Genomic DNA, 21,740 nt, shown 5'->3' with positions numbered 1-21,740 from the left:
ACTACCTCAAGCCGATTGATGGCACCTCACTTGTAACGCGAGGCGGCCTTGCTTTTGGAAAGATTCGGCGCCATCACATGACGCGCCGCAACAAACGCATCCCAGTCGGCGGCATCCGGCAACGAAGGAATGGTCACCAACTCACCCTGGTCCAGACCGGCCAACGCCGCATCGACCATCTCCCCCGCTTCCATGACCATGTCCGCCGGGATCTGGGTCGCATCGATACCGGAGCGTTCCCAGATTTCAGTGCGTGTTACGCCTGGCAACACCGCCTGGACCTTGACCCCGGTGCCATCCAGTTCGGCGTTCAACGATTGGGTCAGACTTAACACATAAGCCTTGCTCGCGGTGTAAGTCGCATTGAAACGCTCGGGAAACAATGCCACCACCGAGGCGATATTGATGATCGTACCGCGACCGGCCTTGGCGAAGCTGGCAGCCGCTGCCGATGCCAACCGCGTGACCGTGGTGACGTTCAGTTGAATCAAGCGTTCCAGCTGATCCATGTCGGCATTGGCCAGCAAACCATCCGCCGCGACACCGGCGTTGTTCAGCAACAGGCTGATACTCGAATCACTGCGAAGGCGCTGCTCGAGCTTGAGCACGTCATCCTTTTGCGTGAGATCCGCCTTGAGCACTTCCACCTGAACACCATGCTCGGAGCGCAATGTGCTCGCCGCCGCTTCCAGTCGCTGCTCGTCGCGAGCGACCAGCAACAAATCAAAACCGCGCGCCGCCAACCGCTCAGCGTAAATCGCACCGATACCGGAAGAAGCACCGGTGACAAGGGCCGTACCTTGGGACTGAGTGGACGTCATGACTATGCTCCTGGGAGTGCTTGAGGGAAAAACAAGCGCCTGAATCTCAAAACGCTTTGGCGAATGATGTTTTTATTATAGGCATAATCCAACGTTCATATGATAGCCGTAATTTTTATTGCAGCGACGGAAGGCACAACTTGGTAGCGTTCGCCAGAATGCAAAAAAGGCCGGTCAATGACCGGCCTTCTTGGCGTTGAGCTACAAGCTTAGTTCACCTCAAGCTTCTCGCGATTCTTATCCAGAATAGCTTTACCGATCCCCTTCACTTCCAGCAGTTCGTCGACGGACGCAAACGGCCCATTACCCTCACGATAGGCAACAATCGCCTTGGCTTTGGCCTCCCCTACACCCGACAACGCGCGCTGCAAGGTTGGCGCGTCGGCGGCATTCAGATCGACCTTGTCGGACTGTACCTTAGGGGAGACTTCCAGCACCACAGGTGCACTGCCAGCCTCCGGCTTCGTTGTCGGCGCAGCAATGGCACCGATAGAGGCGCTGGTGAGCAGGGCAAAAACCAGAGAGTAGAAATAGCCAGTACGCATAAATGACGCTCCATGACATCGATTGAGAAAGCAGCTTTTCCGAAGCTGCCTCCCAAACTTAGGCGATGTCTGGAGCCTGTCAAAAATGTGTCCGTTACAGGATGTGAAACAATCAGGGTTCGAGGCGACGTTGCTGGTAGATCCAGTCAACGATATCGCCGTCGGGTGTGTAGCCGCTGACGGTTTCGCGCAGGAGCTGACGGACGCGCGCGTAGTCGTCCCGATCGACAGCCACCAGCAATTCCCTCAAGCGGCCCTTGAGTACATCCCAGGGCAGATGATCTTCGTTGGCGCTCATGATCATCGGATGCTGGGTCGCCGCCACGTTGTCGCCGATCAGCAACTCCTCGTACAGCTTCTCGCCTGGACGCAGACCGGTGAATTCAATGGAGATGTCGCCTTGCAGGTTTTTCTCCGAACGCACGCTCAAGCCGGACAGGTGAATCATCTTCTCTGCCAGTTCGACGATCTTTACCGGCTCGCCCATGTCCAGCACGAACACATCACCGCCCAGCCCCATGGACCCGGCCTGGATCACCAATTGCGCGGCTTCGGGGATGGTCATGAAATAGCGGGTGATTTTCGGGTGCGTGACCGTCAGCGGACCACCGGATTTGATCTGGCTGTGGAACAGCGGAATCACCGAACCGGAAGACCCCAGCACGTTGCCAAAGCGAACCATGGTGAAACGGGTCTTGTTGACCCGAGACACATTAGCCTTGTCACCAAACAGCACCGGGGCGATTTCACGGCTGAGGGCTTGCAGGGTCAACTCGGCCAGGCGTTTGGTACTGCCCATGATGTTGGTCGGGCGTACGGCCTTATCGGTGGAGATCAGCACAAAATTGGAAACACCCGACTGCAAGGCTGCCTGAGCGGTGTTGAGCGTGCCAATCACGTTGTTGAGCACGCCTTCGGCGATGTTGTGTTCAACCATCGGCACGTGTTTATACGCGGCGGCGTGGTACACCGTGTCCACGCCCCAGGTTTTCATCACATCCAGCAGTTTGTCCTGATGCCGGATCGAGCCGAGGATCGGCAGCAATCGGACAGGAACCGACTCCCGACAGGCCCGCTGCTCAAGCTCCGACAGAATGCTGTAGAGGTTGAACTCACTGTGCTCGAACAGCAGAAGCGTGGTCGGCCCCAGCGCGAAGATTTGCCGGCACAGTTCTGCACCGATCGATCCACCGGCGCCGGTGACCATCACTGTCTTGCCTTTGATGCAGCGTTCAAGCAAGTCGGGTTGCGCGGGTACCGAGTCGCGCCCAAGGAGGTCGGCGATATCCACTTCCTGGATGTCCTCGACCTTGACCCGGCCACTGGCCAGATCGGAGAAGTTCGGCACACTTCGTATGTGAAGCGGGTACCGTTCCAGAAGCGTAAGGATTTCTCGACGCCGTGCACGGGTCGATGACGGAAGCGCCAGGAGAATTTCCTGTGCACCGGTTTCATCGATCATCTGCTGGATGTGCTTGGGCTTGAACACCTGCAGCCCGGCAATCGAACGATCCGCGATGCTCGGATCATCATCGATAAACGCCACCGGACGCATGGCACGGCCCATGCGAAGCGCCGCGACCAGCTGATTGCCGGCCATGCCTGCACCGTAGATCGCAACTTTGGTCAGGCCGTCATCGCGATTGGTGAACGGCACGTGCTGGGCGGCGGTGAACCAGTCACCCATGAAGTACTGACGCATGCACAGGCGCAGGCCGCCGATGATGACCAGGCTAAGCCACCAATAGTTGAAGACGATGGAGCGCGGTACCACGGCTTCGTGATTGCTGTACCAATAGACCACAACCGCCAGGATCAGCGAAGACAGGCTGACGGCTTTGATGATCGCAATAAGGGCGTCATTGCCAAAATAGCGCATGACGGCACGATACATGCCGAAACGGATAAACAGGGGAATCGCGACAAGAGGGGCGCAAACAAACAGCCAAAAGTGAACCTTGAAAGGGTTGTACATATCATCAATACCCAAACGCACGATGAATGCCAACCACAACGCGGCCCAAACCAGCGTTATGTCTGTGGTGACCTGTATCAACCTTTTTCGGCGCCGGGGGAGCCCTACCAGATATGCTCTGATTTTATCCATAAACCCTTCAAACACCTCAGTCCCTCCTCTCGGCAACCCTATCACCCTGGTGAAATCTCATGGGCGCCGCGCGATCACTCTAAACCTAATGACATAGTAGTTGGTGCTTAGTTCTTTATCGTAGGACCTTCCAGATCCCCTGCCCGAAACTTTATAGCCAACGCGATCAATGGCACGTAAGCCACGATGACGCCTAATGCCCCGTCCAGACCGAAACGTGTCACGCCCACGGCTATCGGCAGCAACCAGAAAAGATTGATCACGCCCACTGCAAGCGTGACGGGTAAATGCCTGCCGAAACGCCGTGAGGCGAATTGGTAAGCATGACTGCGATGGGCTTCGTAAACCTTGTCCCCCCTCAATAAACGGCGGAACAGGGTAAATGTTGCGTCGACGATGAACACCCCCAGCAAAATCAACCAGGCCCACAGCATCGGCTCACTCACCCACGCGGCCTGAAGGGAGAGGCCGCCAAGAGTTATGCCAAGAAATCCGCTCCCGGCGTCCCCCATAAATATACGTGCGGGGGGGAAATTCCAGTACAGGAAACCGGCTACAGACGCGGCGAGAAGCAGCGGTCCCCAGACCAAGTTGTGCAGGTCGGACAAGTAATAGAGAAAACAAACCCCAAGGCAGGCGCAAATGGCCTCTACACTGGCAATGCCATCAATGCCATCCATGAAATTGTAGAGATTGAGCAGCCACACCAGATAAAAAATAGCCATCATCTGACCAGCCCAGCCTAGATCGACGGTAGAGCCAAACAGCTCTATTGGAGGCAACCCGCCGGTCCATGCCAATAACCAAGTTGCAGCAGCAAAATGCCCTAACAATCGCCAGCGTGCGGCAATATGGCCGTGGTCATCCATGAAACCGATCAGTGAAATCGCCAGACCGGCGCCGGCGTTTGCGATGAAAGTCGCAGTGGACATCAGACCGGCGACAAACAAAAAGACCGACGACAAAACGAACGCCACGACTATTGCGACGCCGCCTCCGCGCGGTGTCGCAACCGTATGCGAGCTGCGGGCGTTGGGAACGTCAATCAGGCTTCGTGATATGGCATACCTACGTAATGCTGCTGTAAGCAAAAAGGAAACGCCAACAGCCACCAGAATGAACCACATGTAATTCATTGTTTACGAGACTCCAGAAAATGCGCTGCCGTCGACTTTAACCCGTCTTCCAATCTGACTGGCGGACTCCAGCCCAGCAACTCCTGGTTTTTTCTAATATCGACCTGTAAAGAGCCGAAAAGTCGCTGTGCTACAGCCCCACAACCGAGAAATCGTGCTAAAAAAGTCAATATTTTAGTGGAGATCGGCATAAGCCAAGTTTTCGTCCCCAGATAAGCAACAAGTCGCTCCATCAACTGAGTTGTTGAAACATCTTCTCCATCACTTACCAAAAATATTTGATTTGCTGCGCGAGGATGGTCAATACAGGTGATTACAAGATCGACAACGTTATCCAAAAATACAAGGCTTCGTTGATTGGTCACTGCACCGAATGGCAGAGGCATCCCCTTCGTAAGCCAACGCATCATCTGCTGAAAATTCGCTCCTACACCCGGACCATAAATGAGGACAGGCCGGATAATGACAACTTCCATTAAACCGGCCTCAGAAAGTTCAAGAAGCTTTTGTTCGGCCTCGTATTTGGAAACCCCGTAGGCATCCAAAGGTAGAGGCATATCATCTGCGAAGAATGGATGACCCAACTTAGTAGCTTCGCCGTTGACCTTGATAGAACTGATAAAAATGAATCTTTTTACCCCGGCCTCGGCGGCTTGATTAGCAAGACGAAGAGTACCTTCAACATTGACCGCACGGAATTTATGAATCGAGTGCCTTGAAGGTTCATGCATGACATGCACGCGCGCCGCTGTATGTATGACCGTATCCACACCTATTAGAGAGGCACGCCAATCGGTAGTATGATCAATATCAGTAATATATCTTTTTTCTATACCGCTAGGCAGAATGCAGTCGATATTTCTTAGAGGTGCCACAACAGAGGTATCGGGTAAATTGCAAATATGCTGCACCAAGGCGTTTCCAAGAAATCCCGTCGCCCCAGTAACAAGTATTTTTTTTGACATTTTAAACCGACTTTCAATTAGAGACCCAGGACAATCTGGCATAAAAATTGCCAAGTCAAACATCGCGCACTATCGGCTAAAAGCTTGACATGGATCCACTCGTTTAGAGTTGATTATTTCGAGAAGTCCATTGAATAGCGTTATCCGGTCATATTTAGGGGCACAACAGACCATGAAACCTCCAAACTGTGCACCACTAATAAGAAGCAACAGTGTTCAAATCCGGCCTACACTTCCAACCTAGTCATCAAGAAAATCAAGAAGACCGGTAAAACACATAATATTTATTCAAGAAAAAAGAGAAGAACACATAAACCGCACCAGCGACGATTTGATTGATAACTTCGTGAAAGACTGCAACCCTAATCAAAACCATAAGAACAGCCAAGTTAGCAAAATAAGCTATTAAAAACACTGCCAAAAAACGTACCAGCTCTGACTTTGACTTAGAGGTGCTCTGAAAAGTAACTTTACGATTCAATGTATACGACAACATGAGACCAATCAAATAGCCAATTACATTGCTGATTACCGGATCCATATTCAATAGATACATGCAGCCAAAAATAACACCATAACCCAATATGGTATTTAACACGCCAACAATAACAAACTTGATAAGCTGCTTCATTTATTAATACGCATGCTGTCAACTCCCATTCAACTTTCGAAATGGCATCTGAATTATGCAATTTAGAAAGCATGTATAACATAACAAGAAAGAGCTCACCTCACGGCTAGCTCTTTCTTTTGTGCTGATAATTTTCACTTACGCTGCGAAATCTCCTCTTCGAGAATATATCTTGGTCGAGACTTTACCTCTTCATAAATCCCTCCAAGATAAACGCCAAGTACTCCAATGACAAAAAGCTGGATGCCGTTAAAAAGCAAGAGGAGCATTACAATAGTGGTCCATCCGCTGGGAAGTGAACGATCGAATAGGAATGTAAAAAGAGTAAGAACCATCAGTAGACATGCCACTACTGAAAAAGATACTCCGACAAATATTCCGATCTGCAAGGGCTTTGTACTAAAAGAAAGAATTCCCGATATTGCGAGTTGAACCATCCGCGACAAAGAGTATTTGGACACACCAGCAGCACGCTTTTCGGCAACATATTCAACGCCGACCTGTTTGAAACCAATCCAGGAAAATAAACCTCTAAGGAACATATTCCTCTCTGCAAAACCCTCCGCTAGTATTTTTGCGACCCGCTGGGAAATTAATCTAAAGTCAGCAGCGTTAGGGTTTATTGCAACATCAGAAAGGCGATTCAAAAACCTGTAAAATAAGTTCCCCATCGCCTTTCGAATAGGATTGACGTCTTCAGTATCGGTACGCACAGTGTAAACAACATCCGCGCCGTCATGAAAATTTTTCAATAAAACCGGGATTAACTCTGGTGGATGCTGTAAATCACTATCCATCATTACTATAACATCTGCATCCAGCGCTTGCTCTATGCCTGCCAGCAGAGACATTTGATGCCCAAAGCGAGAAGACATCGCCAAAACTTTTACTTTGTCGTCATTTTCAGCGATATCGCGCAGTACTTCTAGCGTGTTATCGGTACACTTATCAACAACATAAATAATTCGCGACTCCACACTTTGTAGAGCAGATAACGTTTCGGAAACTCGAGTATGAAATTGCGCGATAACAGCTTCTTCATTGAAGACGGGAGCAACAATAGTAAGTTTTGTTACAGTCATTTTTTACTCATCCAAGAGTGCAACGGTTCGGCTGATATCGGCATAAATGACCGGAACATCATAGCCGCTACGGACACTGAGAGCGGGTGCCTCATCAACGATATTGAAGTCCAACCCAGCCTTTCCGAGCCGCTCCTTCAGAAAGTCTCGCATTTTAATCGGAATTCCGCTTGCGACATGATAAATCTGTCCAGATTGCCCTCTCTCGCTGATAGCGAGAAGTTGCAGTGCTGCGTCTTTCATAGAAATGTAATCTCGGATAGCTGAAAGCGAACCAACTTCAATCCGTCGCCGTAAACCAGACTCAACATCTCGGACTTGTTCGTTGATGCGACCTACAAAAAGCCGATTTGACAGGCCTTCACCATCAAGATTGAAAATCCTGGCAATAACCACGTCCATGCCCTGATAGGAACACATTAGGCCATAATTAGTTTGCCATGATTTTGTTAAACCATAGACTGAAACTGGGCGAAGGATTCGATCCTCTCTGACCGGATTCTCCTCTGGAGTTACCAGTCCATATTCGGCAGCAGAACCAGCCAATACTACGCGTATTGGCTGACCTGATTGTTCTACAGCTGAGAGGATATTTTTTGCACCAACAACGTTTGTCGAATACGCAATTTCGTAATCATTAACAAAAGTAGCAGCCAGATGAACAATCACAGTAGGCTTGATCAAATGTATGACAGCAGACACGTTAGCGGTGTTAGTAACATCCAAAACGCACCCTGAACGTCGTGAGCCACAGACAACGTCATACCCGCGCGAACGAAAGCTTTCCGCCACCTGCTTACCGAGTGCACCATCACCACCGGTCAATAATACTGTTGCCATCCGTTTAAAGCCCCAGTTTCGCTGACAACTCTTCGAAATGCTCATCAGCATACTGATAATCGTCGGGTCGACCAATATCAAGCCAATACCCTGAAAACGGGCGAATAGTTGCAGGTTTATTTGCTGCCAGACCATCGATCATCAGATGGTCAAATCCGTAGGATTCGCCCTTAACCAGAGAGTCAATGACGGACTTATGAATGCAGTAGATCCCCATACTTACATCAAAATCATAGACTGGCTTCTCAACAAAAGCAGTCAGACTCCCAGCCTCATCATACTTGAGCACACCGAAGTCAACTTTTACATTACGACGATATGCTGAAACGGATACCTTACTATCGCTTTGTACATGCAAGTCAAAAAACTTTCGATAGTCCAAGTCCGAAAGAATATCACCATTCATCACCAGGAAATTTTCTGGAAGGTCAGGGATTAGAGTCAGAGGGCCTATCGTGCTTAGTTCCGTTTCCTCAATGGAATAATCGATTTTCAACCCGAATCTAGAACCATCACCAAAATAGGCCATAATCAGATGTGAAAGATGGTTCACAGCTAATGTAATGTGCGTAAAACCACCTTTGCGCAACTGCAAGATGATTATTTCTAGAATCGAGTACTTCCCACCCAATGGCACAAGTGGCTTGGGGATCAAAGTAGTATAGGGACGAAGCCGAGTGCCTTTGCCGCCTGCTAGAATTATCGCTCTCATATCCACCTCAAATGTTGTAAAGCCAAGCCTTATAACGAGCTAGGTTTTCGGGATTCTTAAACCACTGAACAGTATCTTGCAATCCGAGACGCAAGTCGTATTTCGGCGCCCAATCAGTCAACGACTTGATAAGGGTGTTATCACCTATTAATCTAAATACCTCTGAAGCATCAGGGCGAAGCCGGTCATCCTCAGTCACAATTCTCGCACTTGGGTTTAGCTCATCGATCAATACTTTTGCTATATCCCCCACGGAAACTTCGGAGTTGGTCGCGATATTCACTTCTTGCCCGACAGCCCTATCGGAGCTTGCTAGCGCAATAAACCCCTGTACAGTATCTTTGACATAGTTGAAGTCGCGAGTCGGCGCTAAACTACCTAACTTGAGTTCTGTGGTACCCAAAAGAAGCTGAGTAATAATTGTAGGGATAACCGCACGAGCAGACTGGCGCGGACCGTAAGTATTGAAGGGGCGCACAATAGTAACCGGAGTTTGAAACGAGCGATAAAACGACTCTGCAAGGCGATCAGCTCCAATTTTTGTTGCGCTGTATGGTGACTGGCCTTGGAACGGATGCTTTTCATCAATAGGGGCATACTGTGCGGTGCCGTACACTTCAGATGTGGAAGTCACCAAAACCCGTTCAACGTTCAATTTCTTTGCAGCTTGCAAAACGTTGAGCGTACCCTTGATATTAGTGTCAACATAAGAATCAGGAGAATGATACGAGAATGGGATCGCAATCAGTGCCGCAAGATGGAATACCACGTCGCAACCCTGCATGGCTTGTTCTACACCATGCGGATCTCGAATATCGCCTGCAAAAACATCAAGCCCCTTTACAACATCCAGGGGTAAAGAGTCAAGCCAGCCCCAGCTGTTAAAGGAATTGTAGAAAACAAACGAGCGCACGTCGCACCCGTGCGCAAGCAGCGCTTCAACAAGGTGACTGCCGATGAATCCATCGGCTCCTGTCACAAGTACTTTTTTCCCTACGAGATTCAATTGATTCACCTATGAAAAAATTAATTATTGATAGTGTATATTGAAAACTTATCAAGAAACATCGATTAAATCTCAATACAATCTTTTAGTCATTCTACACCAATGTTCGAGTCATGGTGTAACCACGAGAACACCGTTGAGCCAACGCGCGGTAAGTACGAGCGTAGATTCGGGTACAGGCGGCAAATCTTCACAATTCGGAGTAGTCGCTATTGGAAACCTCTGGGCGACGGGGTGCAGTCGATCAATAGCCATCGGGGTACAGATATCAGCGGTAAGCTTACGTCCAAGTACGGTGCTAGCATCACCAAGGGTTGTACTCAAAAAAGTGTACACATCACCAAGTGTGCCAGTGGTATCGCGGACTAATACTGTGCTCGCGTTCTTCACGTCAAGTGCTGCCCACGTTTGGCTTATCACGCTTCTTTGCAGCTGGACATAGTGCCGGACGCCATGAGCTACTAACACACTAGAAACCAGCACAACTGTGACCACTATCGAGGAATTGAACAAGCTGTCGTTAACAGATTGGTGCTTACGGAACCTTGCTAGCAATGAAACGCAGACAAGGACAAATCCAACAGAAATTGGATAGAAAACCCGATCCAAATCACGAATGTGCAAGACATTGACGTAGATCATGGACAGCATAGGTAGGATGGATACAAAAACGAAAACAAGCGTGGCACCCGAAAGTTTAGCGGCCAAAGTTTCAAACCTTTGCAGCGCATCCCAGGTTATAAAAAAAGCAAGCGCGAGCAATAAAGGCAGCAGGTAAGTTTCTTGTCCGAACGCAGTTACATAAGCCGCCTTAATATGCGCCAACAACCCTGTCACAGTGAGTAAACGGGCACTATCTGAAGCCAACGCCCCTTCATATCCAGAACTTCCAAATGTATTTGAAACAATGACCCAATACACACCATAAAGCAAAAATCCAATACCAATAGCCACGGCTATACGTGCTGCACTGAATAATCTCGATTTATTAACTACACTACCGACGCTATCTTGACGATTCCAGAATAGCGACAAAACTGGAATAGCAAGCAAACATAGAGTTAGCCCTTGATAGATAGCCAACAATAACGCAACACTCACAGCGCTTCCGACAACCCATTTAATGGACCATCGATTGTACAGCCGAATTGAAAATCCAAGCGTGACGAAAAGTAGAATGGCCGACAATTGCGCAGAGCCGTAACGCCCCATCCAGGTACCTGGCCAGAATACAAGTGTTGCCGCCAACACAGCCAGCAACCAGCGCTCATAGCCTCCAAAAAATGGTGAAACCGCCCATCTTGCAACGAAATAGCGCGCAACCATCAACAAAGCAGTACCAAGAGCCACGCCAATCGGATGCCCCCAACCCACTATCCATTGAAATGCATATGCAACTAAATGTAGCGGTCGCATCGGGATTGATGGTGCAAATGTTTGAAAGTATGCTAGACCGTTTTCATTGAAAGCACGGAACAAGCCCCATTCTTCGATCAATGGTCCTACTGACCAAAAAGTCAACGCCAATAAAATCAGAATAGTTAGAAGCTCTATAACTATCAGATTCCGCTTGTTCACAGCATCAAAAGGCGATGGCACCGGAATCAATTTTTCCGGTTTTGCTGCAACATCGATCATTCGAAATCCCTTTAAAAATCAATCACCCCGAGGGGTGTAGAAGCACGCGATTGCGCAGAGCCGCACCACTTTAATATACAAGGGATGCGATGTCACATTTTTCCTCCCCTCATCAGCCCATTGGCAGACGTTTGGGCATCGCATTCGTATCATGCCGCGCTGATTGCTCCGCTTCAGAAGGCCCTGACAAGGCTTGTGAGCTTCACTCATGGAAACGACAAGCTGTATACGAGTTTTATAGATAACTAATACCTATCAGTTCTACAGATAGAGAACAGAGAGCGTAGATTACTCACCTGTTTCCGCTACCTCACGGATTCTGAGTCGCATTCGTCAACAGGCCGAGTATCGGGTCGACTCGAATAGAAAACATACCGAAGTAAAAAATTAAATATCCTGCCACGCATTCCGCAACAGGACTGTCCCAAAGAACATAACTCAGCATCCTCTACATATTAGTGTTGCACGCCTCCCAACTTGGGTACTTTCGTCTTCGAATTACTTTCAACCAATGTATCACCTGATAAAACACTGGACTTTTTTACATATGATGTACGAAAACCGAAAAATGGTTTCTCAATTATGTAATAAGAAAGACTACTTACAGCGATAATTGTTGGCAGCACCGCAAACAGAAACAACCAGTACCAGGACACTTCTAAATCGGCTGTAAACCGCCCAAAAATCTGGACGATTGGAAAGTGCCATGCATACATAGAAAAACTGATACCACCCAAATAGCACAAAACGCTATCTAGAATTCGGGGCATCTGCCACCGCTGTTGAAGGTAAGCGAGAGCTAGACCTGCCCATGCCAATGCCTCGATAGTAGGCGAAATGATCCATATCGGATTGTAAGCTGATGCGTCACCATAATAGCCGCCGTGAGTTATTCTAGAAAATAATACAAACCACAAATAGACACCAACTACTGATAAAACCAAAGCAACTGGCGAGGAAAGCAGGCGGCTCCTCGATTTAAAAATTATCGCCATCAACATGCCGATACAGAACTGATCGATGCGCCCAACAAGAGTCGAATAGGCCGCATCAATCACCGTGGTGTCGCGAACAAATAGCAACACTCTGACAGCCACGGCTAGAACGACCACACCTAAAACATACCGAGCGCCATATCTAGACATAAACGCAATGAAAAAAGGAAATATCAGATAAAACTGAAATTCGACAGCTATCGTCCACAAATGTGGAAACTTTATCGAGCCCATAAAATGACCAACGTTTGCAAGCGGCGATATCAGTTGTAAAAATTGGAGAAAATCAACTGTTCTATTGCTAGCATACGCAGCAATAAAAATCATGGTTAAGTACAGTGGATAAATTCTAATAAAGCGATTATAGACAAACTTTCTGTAATTAAGCTCCTTCCCATGTGCAATTATGGTAAGAATAAATCCGCTAAGCACCATGAACAAACTGACGCCGGCCTCACCTTCTTTTACGAAAACCGTCAATGGGTTAAGTGAAGGGGTAAGCGCAGGACCTCCATGAAAATGATATGCAGCAACAAGTAGCGCGGCAAAAAAACGCAAATGATCGAGGCGTGAAAGGTATGCCGTATTTTTTGATATCACTGTCTTATCTCTCGGGCCTGAATAAAATTTATATTTTAGCTTTAGCTCAAACTGCTACCTGAACGCTAGAAAAACGATTCGCCAAAGACCTACCTAACAAGTGGGCTCTTGATTCTATAGTGTGGTGCATAAACGTAGCTATAGCTATTGATGCAGCCATCGCAAACAATATACATAGCCATGCCGGCACATTCATTCCAGCCAATACGCGCTGAAGTGCGTACCCGAAAACACCATGAATTATGTACAGAGGGAAACTAATGTCAGCTAAGAAATTAGTAATGGATCGTGATTTTAGGATTTTTGGATATGTGAACGCCAAAGCAAAAACAAGAACTGCCAATCCGTATGTCCAGAGAAGAGTAAAAGGTACAGTTTTTGCTCGCCACCAGATTGCTGCCATTGAAATAAACAGCGCAACGACAATTACCACAAAAAGTTCAGACCTTATTACACCCCTGTAAAGAAAATTAAACGCGACTCCAATAAACATAAAATTCAAATATTGATTAAAAGCACAGAATGTATAAAGTTGACCTGAAAACGATGCACCTGACTTCAGCGCTTGATCTACACCAGGAGCTAGCAAATACGCAGGAATCGACAGTAAAATGGGAATTATAAAAACAGCTGTACTATTTTTGAAGAATAAACGAGAAGCCAAAGCACACACGATATAAAATTTCACCTCAACATCTAGAGTCCAGATTATTCCATCGATGCCAGCAACCCAAACTACATCACGCAAGCCAGGAAAATAATTAAAAAGGACTACATGAGATTCAAAAGGAAACGGACGACCATAATGAATACCACAGGTCACAATGACTAAGAGGGAAAAGGTTAAACCAGCCGCATAAGTGGGATAAATCCTCATAGCGCGACCGATCAAAAAACCTTTCCAATCTGTTTTAGCAAAAGAAAATGGGATAACAAAACCACTTATCAGAAAAAAAATTGCAACACCAAAAATTCCGAAGCTGAAAGGATCAAGAAAATTCAGTGCATATATATAAGAAGGAGTAACTACACTTGCGGGCAATGGCATCGCATTTGGCAAGCTAGTAGCAACATCCCTATGTTGCCAAAATATCAAATAGTAATGACCAAACATCACCATTAACGCGGCAATCCCTCTAAGCGTATTCGCAAATTCAATTTTCGTAGGCTGCAGCACTATCTTCTCTCTACTTTTTGAATGAACCTGATTTTATAAATTTGTGAGTTCAATCTCAAAAAACCAAGATCGAATTCTTATCTTTCATCATATGCGCTACTAATTCAAGCCTTTCGACAATCTTCAAAAAAATCCGCCTCAAGCCCATTTTAGTCTGGTTACTTTAGTTAGATGAAAATACACGCCTATCAGCACTCAATCAGTTACCCAACTCAATATCTAAATCTTGCTACGTCAACAGTAACTTGTATACCTCACTATAAGATTTAACCATATCGTCGCCCTTGAATTTATCATTGAATCGACTTAAAGCCCTCTCCCCCATCTGCACTGCTTTGTCTGGGTTATCCCATAATTTCATCATTGCCCTAGCGAGAGACACTCCATCGCCCGGAGCGGCTACGTAACCAGTTTCACCATCAATATTTATGTATGTAGTACCCGTACCGATTTCGCACGATATAAGTGGTTTCCCAAACATGGCACCCTCTAATAAAGAAATCCCGAAAGCTTCAGATCTAAGATGAGAGGGGAAAACCAACGCAAAACACAAACTCATGAGTACAATTTTTTCGCTATCTGGCAGTGCTCCGACAAAAAAAACATTGTCAAGACCTGAATTTTTTGCCCTTTGTTTTAGATTCTCTTCCATAGGGCCTTTCCCAACAATTACTACTGGTAATTTTGTCTGACATGCAGCTTCCAGTAGAAAATCTAGCCCTTTGTAGTAACGAAGCGCGCCAACAAAAAGAAAAAACTGCTCTCCCAGCCTCTCTCGCCACTGGTCCGCTGTTGTCGCATTCACCTCAGGGTACGTGTTCCGATCTATGCCAATAGGAATAACTTTAACCTTACTTTTGTATTTCGTCAGCACGTCACTGCTTGCAACGTAGTTAGGCGAAGTAGCAACAATGACATCTACACTGCGAAGAAAAGCATGCAGTAGTGGACCGTAGAGCTTTAGCAGGGACTTCTGCTTAACGATATCCGAGTGATAAGTCACAACAGTTGGCTTCTTGACCCTTGTCAGGAAATGCACCATATCCATGAACGGCCACGGAAAATGGTAATGGATAATGTCCGCTTGCTCTGCGAGCTCGGCGAAATCCTTGAAAGCTCCGATCGAGAATCCAGTGGATGCAAACTGAAAGTTTTCAAATGAACGATGCGTTATATGGTGTGCGAGCTTTTCGTTACGCATAGCGCCACGAGGACTGAGGTATAAAACTTCAGACTCTATTCCGTTTTGTATTCCGCCTTCAGCGAGCTGAAAGATGACCTGCTCTACCCCGCCCATCGTGTCGGGGTAGTAGGTTTTGAAAAAGTGCAGGACTTTCAACGTGTGCCCCCGAGAAACTTCGCAGGTACGCCTACATACGTGCCGGCAACCTCAAGATCACGATGAGCACATGCGCCCGCTCCAAGCATGACATCGTCTGTAATCTGAAGGCCGTCGATTACCGTTGATCCGGCGCCCAGGAAACAGCGGTCGCCGACACGACTCCGACCGGCAACGACGGCGCCCACAGAAACGTGGCTGAATTGGCCCACGCTGCACTCGTGCTCAACGATAGCTCCTGTATTGATAATGCAGCCGCGCGCCACCGAAGCCATCGGCCCTACATGTGCATGATGAGCGATGAAACACCCTTCGCCGATTAGCGCCCCGATGCCCACGGTTGCGCTGGGGGCAATGAGTGTGCCCAATCGAAACCCTTGCTGAATTGCCCAATCGCATTGCTCCAGTCGTTTCTCATTATCTCCGGCAGCCGCAATGACAACCCAATCTGGGGGCAATTCAAAATCCATCGACGACTTGACTGGAAAAGAAGAAAACGACTCACCCGGTCTAGCATTGCTGTCGATAAAACACAGCTGTGATATACCTAAGGCCAGTGCGACATCGGCCACGCTCCGGGCGTGACCACCAAAACCGAGAATTAGTATCCCTGTGATTGAAGTCATACATCGGTACCCGAAGGACTAAAGCCAGTCGTAGAAATCGTTTCAAGCACCTTTATGTGCTCATTCACAACATCAGTCCAAGTTCGCTGAATCAGATGCTGATAAATGTTCTTCTGTAACAACAGAAGTTCGTCTCGATGTGAAAGACCCCATTCTATGCGGCGTGCCATATCCTCCCAGTCATAGGGGTCAAAAAATGTCGTATCCTGGAGCTCTTGCTGATTGAGTATTTCCTCGGTAACTGGAATTCGAGCCATGACTACAGGAGTATCAACTGACAGTGCTTCGGTAAAAGTGAAAGGACATCCACCCTCGCTCAGGCTGGGATTCACTGCCAAATCGGCCAATTTGTAGCAAGCCGCAAGCTCCTGCACCGTTAGGCCATGCAAACACAGAACATCGTTTTCCAGATTATTATCTTCAATAAATTTTTTGACTGACGGATAGCGCTCTGGATCACCCGTCAATATTAATTTATGACTAATAAATTTCTTTCGCAAAAGAAACTCATACGCTCGCAGTAGCACAAACAAGTTTTTATTAGGCCGAAACTGACTGGCATAAAACAAAAACTTGAAAGATGTATTTGAGAAACCCACCGTATAATTCTTATTGGAGGACTTGCGCATCGCACTACCAAGAAGCGTTTGTGAATAATGAAGCGACGTCGCTTCCAGATCCGCAAATCCTCGGGTTGTGACCCATTGGTTCAACATGTTCGGGGCATGGTGAATCACCGATACATTAGAAGCACGTATCGAGTACTGTTCGACCAACGTGTCCCACTTGATCGCGTTGCTGTAGGTGACGTAATGCTGCCCAGTCTGAATCGATCGGCGAACATCCTCATAGGTTTGCAAAAAGCGTTCGCCTCCCACACTAGAGAAACCGACGGGAAAATCCGATAGCACTACATCCGGCACACACATCAGACGTGGACGATCTATTTTGTTGAAGGCGGGCCAAAAAGCAGTAGGACTGTACCAAGCTTTAACATCAGCCAAGCTATCAATCAAATGAAGCATCCGCTCTGACTCGATTCTTTCCATCCGCTTATACAGTCGAAAAATAAAAGCGTCGTCCTTCGGCTGTCCAACTGCCCCTCGGGCCCGTGATAAATGGCGCCGAAAAGGCCGGGAAAGTCGTTTAAAAACAAACTTTAATTTTATGAAAAAAAGAACAATCAACCCCAGGATAATGATTGGGCTAATCAAAAGCGCAAGGCCTGCGAGAAAAAGCCCTTCTATCAGCAACACCGCCAAGCCCAAGTACGAATTCGTCGTAACTAACTGCTGCTCGACGTGATCAATGACAGCTTTTTTAATCGCTGAGACGCCATTGGAAAGCCTTTTGAACAGTCCAGGCTTGCGCTTACGTTTCTTTCGGGCTATGTAGGCTTCGTAAATGCGTAACACCATCGGCTTTTTCGAGGGGGAAACTAATTCAAAGCGCTCCTGTGAGACCCCTTCGCTGCGAAATAGATCTTCAAGACCTTCTTTCGACCAGCTCGGGCACACAAGGACAAAGCCCACGTCTTCTCGGTCGCTTGCACCTTTCAGAAAGGCAGCGAGGTATCTACCCAATCCTTCATGGCGCAAATCCAACCCTGGCGCGTAGGCCAGGTAAATACCATATTTATTTATAGACACTCTCGTATGACTCCCCAATATTGTGCCGCCAACTTCTCAACGCCTTGTTCTGCCAATACCTCAGGCGATGGAAGCAGGGCCTTCTTGGACAAGTAAGTCAATTCCATATCTTTTAACTGGTGCGCCATCTCTTTATAGTCGGAGGCATTCATCCAGGACAACTGCAGTGAAAATTGAACGTCCATCTCACGCATGGCGGGATAGTCACTGCTTAATGCCGGCACACCTAAGCTAGCGGCCTCAACAACACTGAATGAACCGTTGTCAATTTTACCGGCATGCCATAGAAACGCTGCATTCGCCAACGTACAACGGTATTCAAAGTCAGGGAGTTCGCCAAGCCATTTAACTTTCTCCCATAATGCGGCGCTGGTATTAACCAATGCAGAAAGAGACTTAAGGTGCGGTTCACTACTCTCTAGCATATTGTCAGTGTTGACCCCCGTCACATGACAGAAGAACTGACCTCCCAGAGCCTCATAATAAAATTTGAGCGCCTTCAGTGCATTCACATGATTTTTATGCGCGCCGGCATTAGTCGTCCACAAGAAATACTGCTGGTCGGGTGCCGACAATATTCCAGGTCCAACTTTTGAAAAGTCAGGAGCCAGCATAGGCACTTTAGCGATTCGATTCACCTCAACGCCTGCGTACTGAATAGCGTCCTGTTTCGTAAATTCAGTCGTTACAAGAAGCTTCTGCGCCCGACGCACAGCGCTAATAAAGTGTTCATCTCCACTTTTCGACAGTACCTTTTCATAGCGCTGGAGGTAGTCATAGACCATGAAAATGCAGGGCCGCAGAGGCACTAACGGAGCTTGAACACGATCAGAGACTATGATCCACGCGTCGCAGTCCAGAAGCTGTTTAATGCCATCATCCGGAACAACATATCTCACGGAGTCCGGTTCCCAGCCGTCGTGGCCTGCGTATCGCATGGCTCTGCGTGCGGTTTGCGCGTCGAGCGTTTTCCAGTGAAAAGTGCGAAGCTGAATTCTCTCATCCTGATCGGAAGGATCTTCTGCCTCATCATCAGCAGACTTCAAATGCAGGAGGACAACGTCGACATCTTCACCCCACTGTCTGCTCCCCTCATGCAATGCTTCCGCTAGCAGATGGGCCCCACGAAGGCTTCCCCCTCGATATTCGACAGGGACTACCACTGCGATTTTCTTGCGTTTGACTGGTCGCTGGCTTTGTTCCAAGCGACTGACTTCCAGCTCTTGCAGAATCTCCTTGAAGCTGCTTATCCAAGCGGCTTCACAGTTCTCTGCTCGCATCGGCTCCAGCAGTACCGCCTGGCTTTTGCGCACTTGCTCTGTAAATTTCGAATCATCATTCAAGATGCGACGAATTTTCTCTCTCGCTTCTTTGACAGACTCGCATCGACCAGGAAGGGACGTTCCCCCCATGCGATCCAAAATGCCGCCACTCATGAAGATTAATGGCATGCCGACGCGGATGGCTTCGAAGGGATGATAATGAATATGATTGGGTTCGCTTGAATGATAAAACATCACTCGCGACTCTCTCATATTGCGTTCATGTTCTTCGTGGGTGACAAATCCCAACACATTCGGATCATTCACTTCAATCGGCTGCGAACCGCCGATTTTGTAGGGCATCCCCTGCATATCCGAAACGAAATCTTCGTATACTTTTTTATAGTAGCTACTGAAACCAATGTCCGGGCACACGAAAAAAATGTGCTTCTGCTTTCCGTTCCAGATGTCATTGATCGCACAGTTATTCAGGCCCAGCGGTAAAAACGCTTTTCGTTTTTGCAGGTACATGGGCTCAGAATCGGCAAGATGATCGTACGCGATCCCCAACCAAAGACGTCGTCCGAGCTTCTTTACTGACTGCGTACCTAACGTCAGAATCTTCACGACCTCTGAGTAACTTAGCGTCTTATCCAGCCCATAAGCACGCCAAATGGCCGCACCGGTGAATGATCGTGAAACCTCATTCATGAAGCCTTTTGAGTGGCAGATGAAAAAACAGACATCGAAGTATTTATTGGCTATATCCCAAGCTTCTTTCGACGGCGCCACATACCAGTTCTGCTGGTTGAGAACCTCGAGGTCTTCAGCCGGGATAGTAAGGTTCGCATCTTCCGAATAATCGATGCTTGCCGAACGAAAACCGATTTCCTGTGGAAATGACTTTGGCAGAAAGAACTCTTTAACACCCAGGGATTTGAGCATTTCAAGCTCGAACTTACGAGCCGCACCATGGTTCAGCAGCCACATCACACGAAACGGTTTAGTTTGCATCAGCAAGTCCATTTATCTTCTTGTATTCGGCGATAGCGTCTGTTATCTCACCGTCGAACAACAACTCGCCATGGTGAAAGACCAAACCTCGGGTGCAGATGGATTGCAATGCACCGAAGTCATGAGAGGCCAGAACGAGTATTTCAGCCTTTTCGATCAGACTGGTGATACGTACTTTTGCCTTTGCCATAAAATTGGCATCGCCCGCACCAATAACCTCATCCAGCAGCAAAATATCGCCACCGACCGTGGTTGATATGGCAAAAGCCAGTCGCACTTGCATCCCGGCAGAGTACGTCTTTATCGGGTAATCAATAAATTCGCCCAGATCGGCAAACGCAACAATTTCGTCGATCTTCTCTCGCATGAACTTTGGAGACAGACCAAGCAACAGGCCGCGGTAGAGAATATTCTCGCGCCCCGTCGCATCCGGTTCGAACCCCAAGCTCAAGTCAAACAAGGAACGAACCTGGCCTTGTACGTCCAGTTCGCCGCTGGAGATTGGATACAGGCCAGCTACAGTCTTGAGGAACGTGCTTTTACCCGCGCCATTATGTCCCAGAAGCCCCACACGCTCGCCGCTGACGATCTGAACATTGATGTTCTTGAGCGCGTGAATATCGGCTACGTGATTAGTGGCTTCTTTTTTTGAGAAGATATTCGCCATCAACGACTTTAATGAACGCTCCTTATAAGCCGCGGCGGCGTAATGGAGGTTGACATTCTTTACATTGATCTGATTGATTTTATTCATTCTCATAGGTAAAAAATCACCTTCCGCTCTGCTTTGTAACCCACATACATCGCGATAAGACCAAAGAACAAAGCGGTACCCAAGCTAAAAGCATAGTTGGCAAGAGTCGGCCATTCCCCTTGCAGCAGTGGCGCTCTAAACAATTGGAGAATGTGATAAATCGGGTTGTAATCAACCAGCGCGTGCAGCCCACCGTTCTGAAACATTTTCGCTTCGAAGTACACTGGAGACACAAACCATAAAGACTGCATCACCAACCCGAGCGCGTGGGGAACATCACGAAAGCGGGTACTGATGTAGGAGAGAAGGGTCGATACGGGCCAGGCTATCAAGGCAACAACGGGGAATATCGTTAACGTCGCCAACCAGCTCCAGCCAAAATTCTGCGGCATCATGATCGCGACCCAGAGATAGAGGGAAACGCTGGCCAGCATGAGCACGATCGAGCTACCGAGCACTGTTCGCAAGGTATAAATTGCCAGGGGATGATTACATTGTTTAATGTAGGCATCTGCCTGAACGAAAGACAATGAACCGCCAACTGTATTAGCGGAAATGAACTCCCAAACGACGATCCCTGAGAGAACATAAGGAGCGTAAGTTAATACGTCCGTATTGAACAGCCGGCTAAACACCAGTGTCAGGAGTATTGTCATACCCAGTGGCTGGATAATTGACCACGTCACGCCAAAAAAAGACCTGCGCCAGCGGGAGCGCAGATCAGCTAGAGCTAGATGCACCCAAAAGTACCGAGCAGCCCAAACGCGAGAAAAATACGAAAACATTACTTCCCCTGAATAATTAAATTCGAAAGCCTGGACATTATTCGTCCTCTTTGAAT

General features: G+C 47.8%; 19 protein-coding genes. All 19 read right to left on the bottom strand.

Annotated features, from left to right (window positions below; all coding sequences use genetic code 11):
• Positions 1 to 26: 26 nt before the first annotated feature.
• Positions 27 to 821, bottom strand: a complete 795-nt coding sequence (locus ACIPL2_RS07135) for an SDR family NAD(P)-dependent oxidoreductase (RefSeq protein WP_401354363.1) — start codon at positions 819 to 821, stop codon at positions 27 to 29.
• 209 nt (positions 822 to 1,030) lie between these two features.
• Positions 1,031 to 1,366: a ComEA family DNA-binding protein gene (locus ACIPL2_RS07130; RefSeq protein WP_401354361.1), complete on the bottom strand. Its 336-nt coding sequence runs from the start codon at positions 1,364 to 1,366 to the stop codon at positions 1,031 to 1,033.
• Between the two features lie 112 nt (positions 1,367 to 1,478).
• The gene (locus ACIPL2_RS07125) at positions 1,479 to 3,473 is read right to left on the bottom strand and encodes a polysaccharide biosynthesis protein (protein WP_401354358.1); all 1,995 of its coding nucleotides are present in this window, start codon (positions 3,471 to 3,473) and stop codon (positions 1,479 to 1,481) included.
• Between the two features lie 107 nt (positions 3,474 to 3,580).
• Positions 3,581 to 4,609 carry a glycosyltransferase family 4 protein gene (locus ACIPL2_RS07120; protein WP_401354356.1) on the bottom strand — a complete coding sequence of 343 codons (1,029 nt, stop codon included), beginning with the start codon at positions 4,607 to 4,609 and terminating at the stop codon, positions 3,581 to 3,583.
• Positions 4,606 to 5,574 carry a UDP-glucose 4-epimerase family protein gene (locus tag ACIPL2_RS07115; protein ID WP_401354789.1) on the bottom strand — a complete coding sequence of 323 codons (969 nt, stop codon included), beginning with the start codon at positions 5,572 to 5,574 and terminating at the stop codon, positions 4,606 to 4,608. The genes ACIPL2_RS07120 and ACIPL2_RS07115 overlap by 4 nt, the downstream gene beginning before the upstream one ends.
• 256 nt (positions 5,575 to 5,830) lie before the next feature.
• Positions 5,831 to 6,205 (bottom strand): GtrA family protein, encoded by a 375-nt coding sequence (locus ACIPL2_RS07110; RefSeq protein WP_401354353.1) that lies wholly within the window; start codon positions 6,203 to 6,205, stop codon positions 5,831 to 5,833.
• A 134-nt stretch (positions 6,206 to 6,339) separates the two neighbouring features.
• Positions 6,340 to 7,287: a glycosyltransferase family 2 protein gene (locus ACIPL2_RS07105; RefSeq protein ID WP_401354351.1), complete on the bottom strand. Its 948-nt coding sequence runs from the start codon at positions 7,285 to 7,287 to the stop codon at positions 6,340 to 6,342.
• Between the two features lie 3 nt (positions 7,288 to 7,290).
• On the bottom strand, positions 7,291 to 8,178 hold the full coding sequence (locus ACIPL2_RS07100) for an NAD-dependent epimerase/dehydratase family protein (RefSeq protein ID WP_401354349.1): 888 nt from the start codon (positions 8,176 to 8,178) through the stop codon (positions 7,291 to 7,293).
• The gene (locus ACIPL2_RS07095; RefSeq protein WP_401354346.1) at positions 8,132 to 8,839 is read right to left on the bottom strand and encodes a sugar phosphate nucleotidyltransferase; all 708 of its coding nucleotides are present in this window, start codon (positions 8,837 to 8,839) and stop codon (positions 8,132 to 8,134) included. Before ACIPL2_RS07095 ends, ACIPL2_RS07100 begins: the two co-directional genes overlap by 47 nt.
• A gap of 7 nt (positions 8,840 to 8,846) precedes the next feature.
• Entirely contained in the window at positions 8,847 to 9,845 is a 999-nt protein-coding gene (locus tag ACIPL2_RS07090) for an NAD-dependent 4,6-dehydratase LegB (protein ID WP_401354344.1), read from the bottom strand.
• A gap of 111 nt (positions 9,846 to 9,956) precedes the next feature.
• Positions 9,957 to 11,483, bottom strand: a complete 1,527-nt coding sequence (locus ACIPL2_RS07085) for a hypothetical protein (RefSeq protein ID WP_401354341.1) — start codon at positions 11,481 to 11,483, stop codon at positions 9,957 to 9,959.
• Between the two features lie 455 nt (positions 11,484 to 11,938).
• Complete coding sequence (locus ACIPL2_RS07080) at positions 11,939 to 13,078, bottom strand: acyltransferase family protein (RefSeq protein WP_401354339.1); 1,140 nt, start codon at positions 13,076 to 13,078, stop codon at positions 11,939 to 11,941.
• A 46-nt stretch (positions 13,079 to 13,124) separates the two neighbouring features.
• Positions 13,125 to 14,255, bottom strand: a complete 1,131-nt coding sequence (locus tag ACIPL2_RS07075) for an acyltransferase family protein (RefSeq protein ID WP_401354337.1) — start codon at positions 14,253 to 14,255, stop codon at positions 13,125 to 13,127.
• A 229-nt stretch (positions 14,256 to 14,484) separates the two neighbouring features.
• Positions 14,485 to 15,594: a glycosyltransferase family 4 protein gene (locus tag ACIPL2_RS07070; RefSeq protein ID WP_401354334.1), complete on the bottom strand. Its 1,110-nt coding sequence runs from the start codon at positions 15,592 to 15,594 to the stop codon at positions 14,485 to 14,487.
• On the bottom strand, positions 15,591 to 16,220 hold the full coding sequence (locus ACIPL2_RS07065) for an acetyltransferase (RefSeq protein WP_401354332.1): 630 nt from the start codon (positions 16,218 to 16,220) through the stop codon (positions 15,591 to 15,593). Before ACIPL2_RS07065 ends, ACIPL2_RS07070 begins: the two co-directional genes overlap by 4 nt.
• Positions 16,217 to 17,869, bottom strand: a complete 1,653-nt coding sequence (locus ACIPL2_RS07060; RefSeq protein ID WP_401354330.1) for a glycosyltransferase — start codon at positions 17,867 to 17,869, stop codon at positions 16,217 to 16,219. Before ACIPL2_RS07060 ends, ACIPL2_RS07065 begins: the two co-directional genes overlap by 4 nt.
• Complete coding sequence (locus ACIPL2_RS07055; RefSeq protein ID WP_401354327.1) at positions 17,860 to 20,157, bottom strand: glycosyltransferase; 2,298 nt, start codon at positions 20,155 to 20,157, stop codon at positions 17,860 to 17,862. The genes ACIPL2_RS07060 and ACIPL2_RS07055 overlap by 10 nt, the downstream gene beginning before the upstream one ends.
• Positions 20,135 to 20,905, bottom strand: coding sequence for an ABC transporter ATP-binding protein (locus ACIPL2_RS07050; RefSeq protein WP_401354325.1), 771 nt, complete (start codon positions 20,903 to 20,905; stop codon positions 20,135 to 20,137). The genes ACIPL2_RS07055 and ACIPL2_RS07050 overlap by 23 nt, the downstream gene beginning before the upstream one ends.
• Entirely contained in the window at positions 20,902 to 21,684 is a 783-nt protein-coding gene (locus ACIPL2_RS07045; RefSeq protein ID WP_401354322.1) for an ABC transporter permease, read from the bottom strand. The genes ACIPL2_RS07050 and ACIPL2_RS07045 overlap by 4 nt, the downstream gene beginning before the upstream one ends.
• Between the last annotated feature and the right edge of the window lie 56 nt (positions 21,685 to 21,740).

It is taken from the genome of Pseudomonas sp. NPDC086251 (genome assembly GCF_044746405.1).
Taxonomy (GTDB): Bacteria; Pseudomonadota; Gammaproteobacteria; order Pseudomonadales; family Pseudomonadaceae; genus Aquipseudomonas.
The sequence above is the reverse complement of the archived record's forward strand: the minus strand, read 5'-3'. Positions and strand labels throughout refer to the sequence as shown.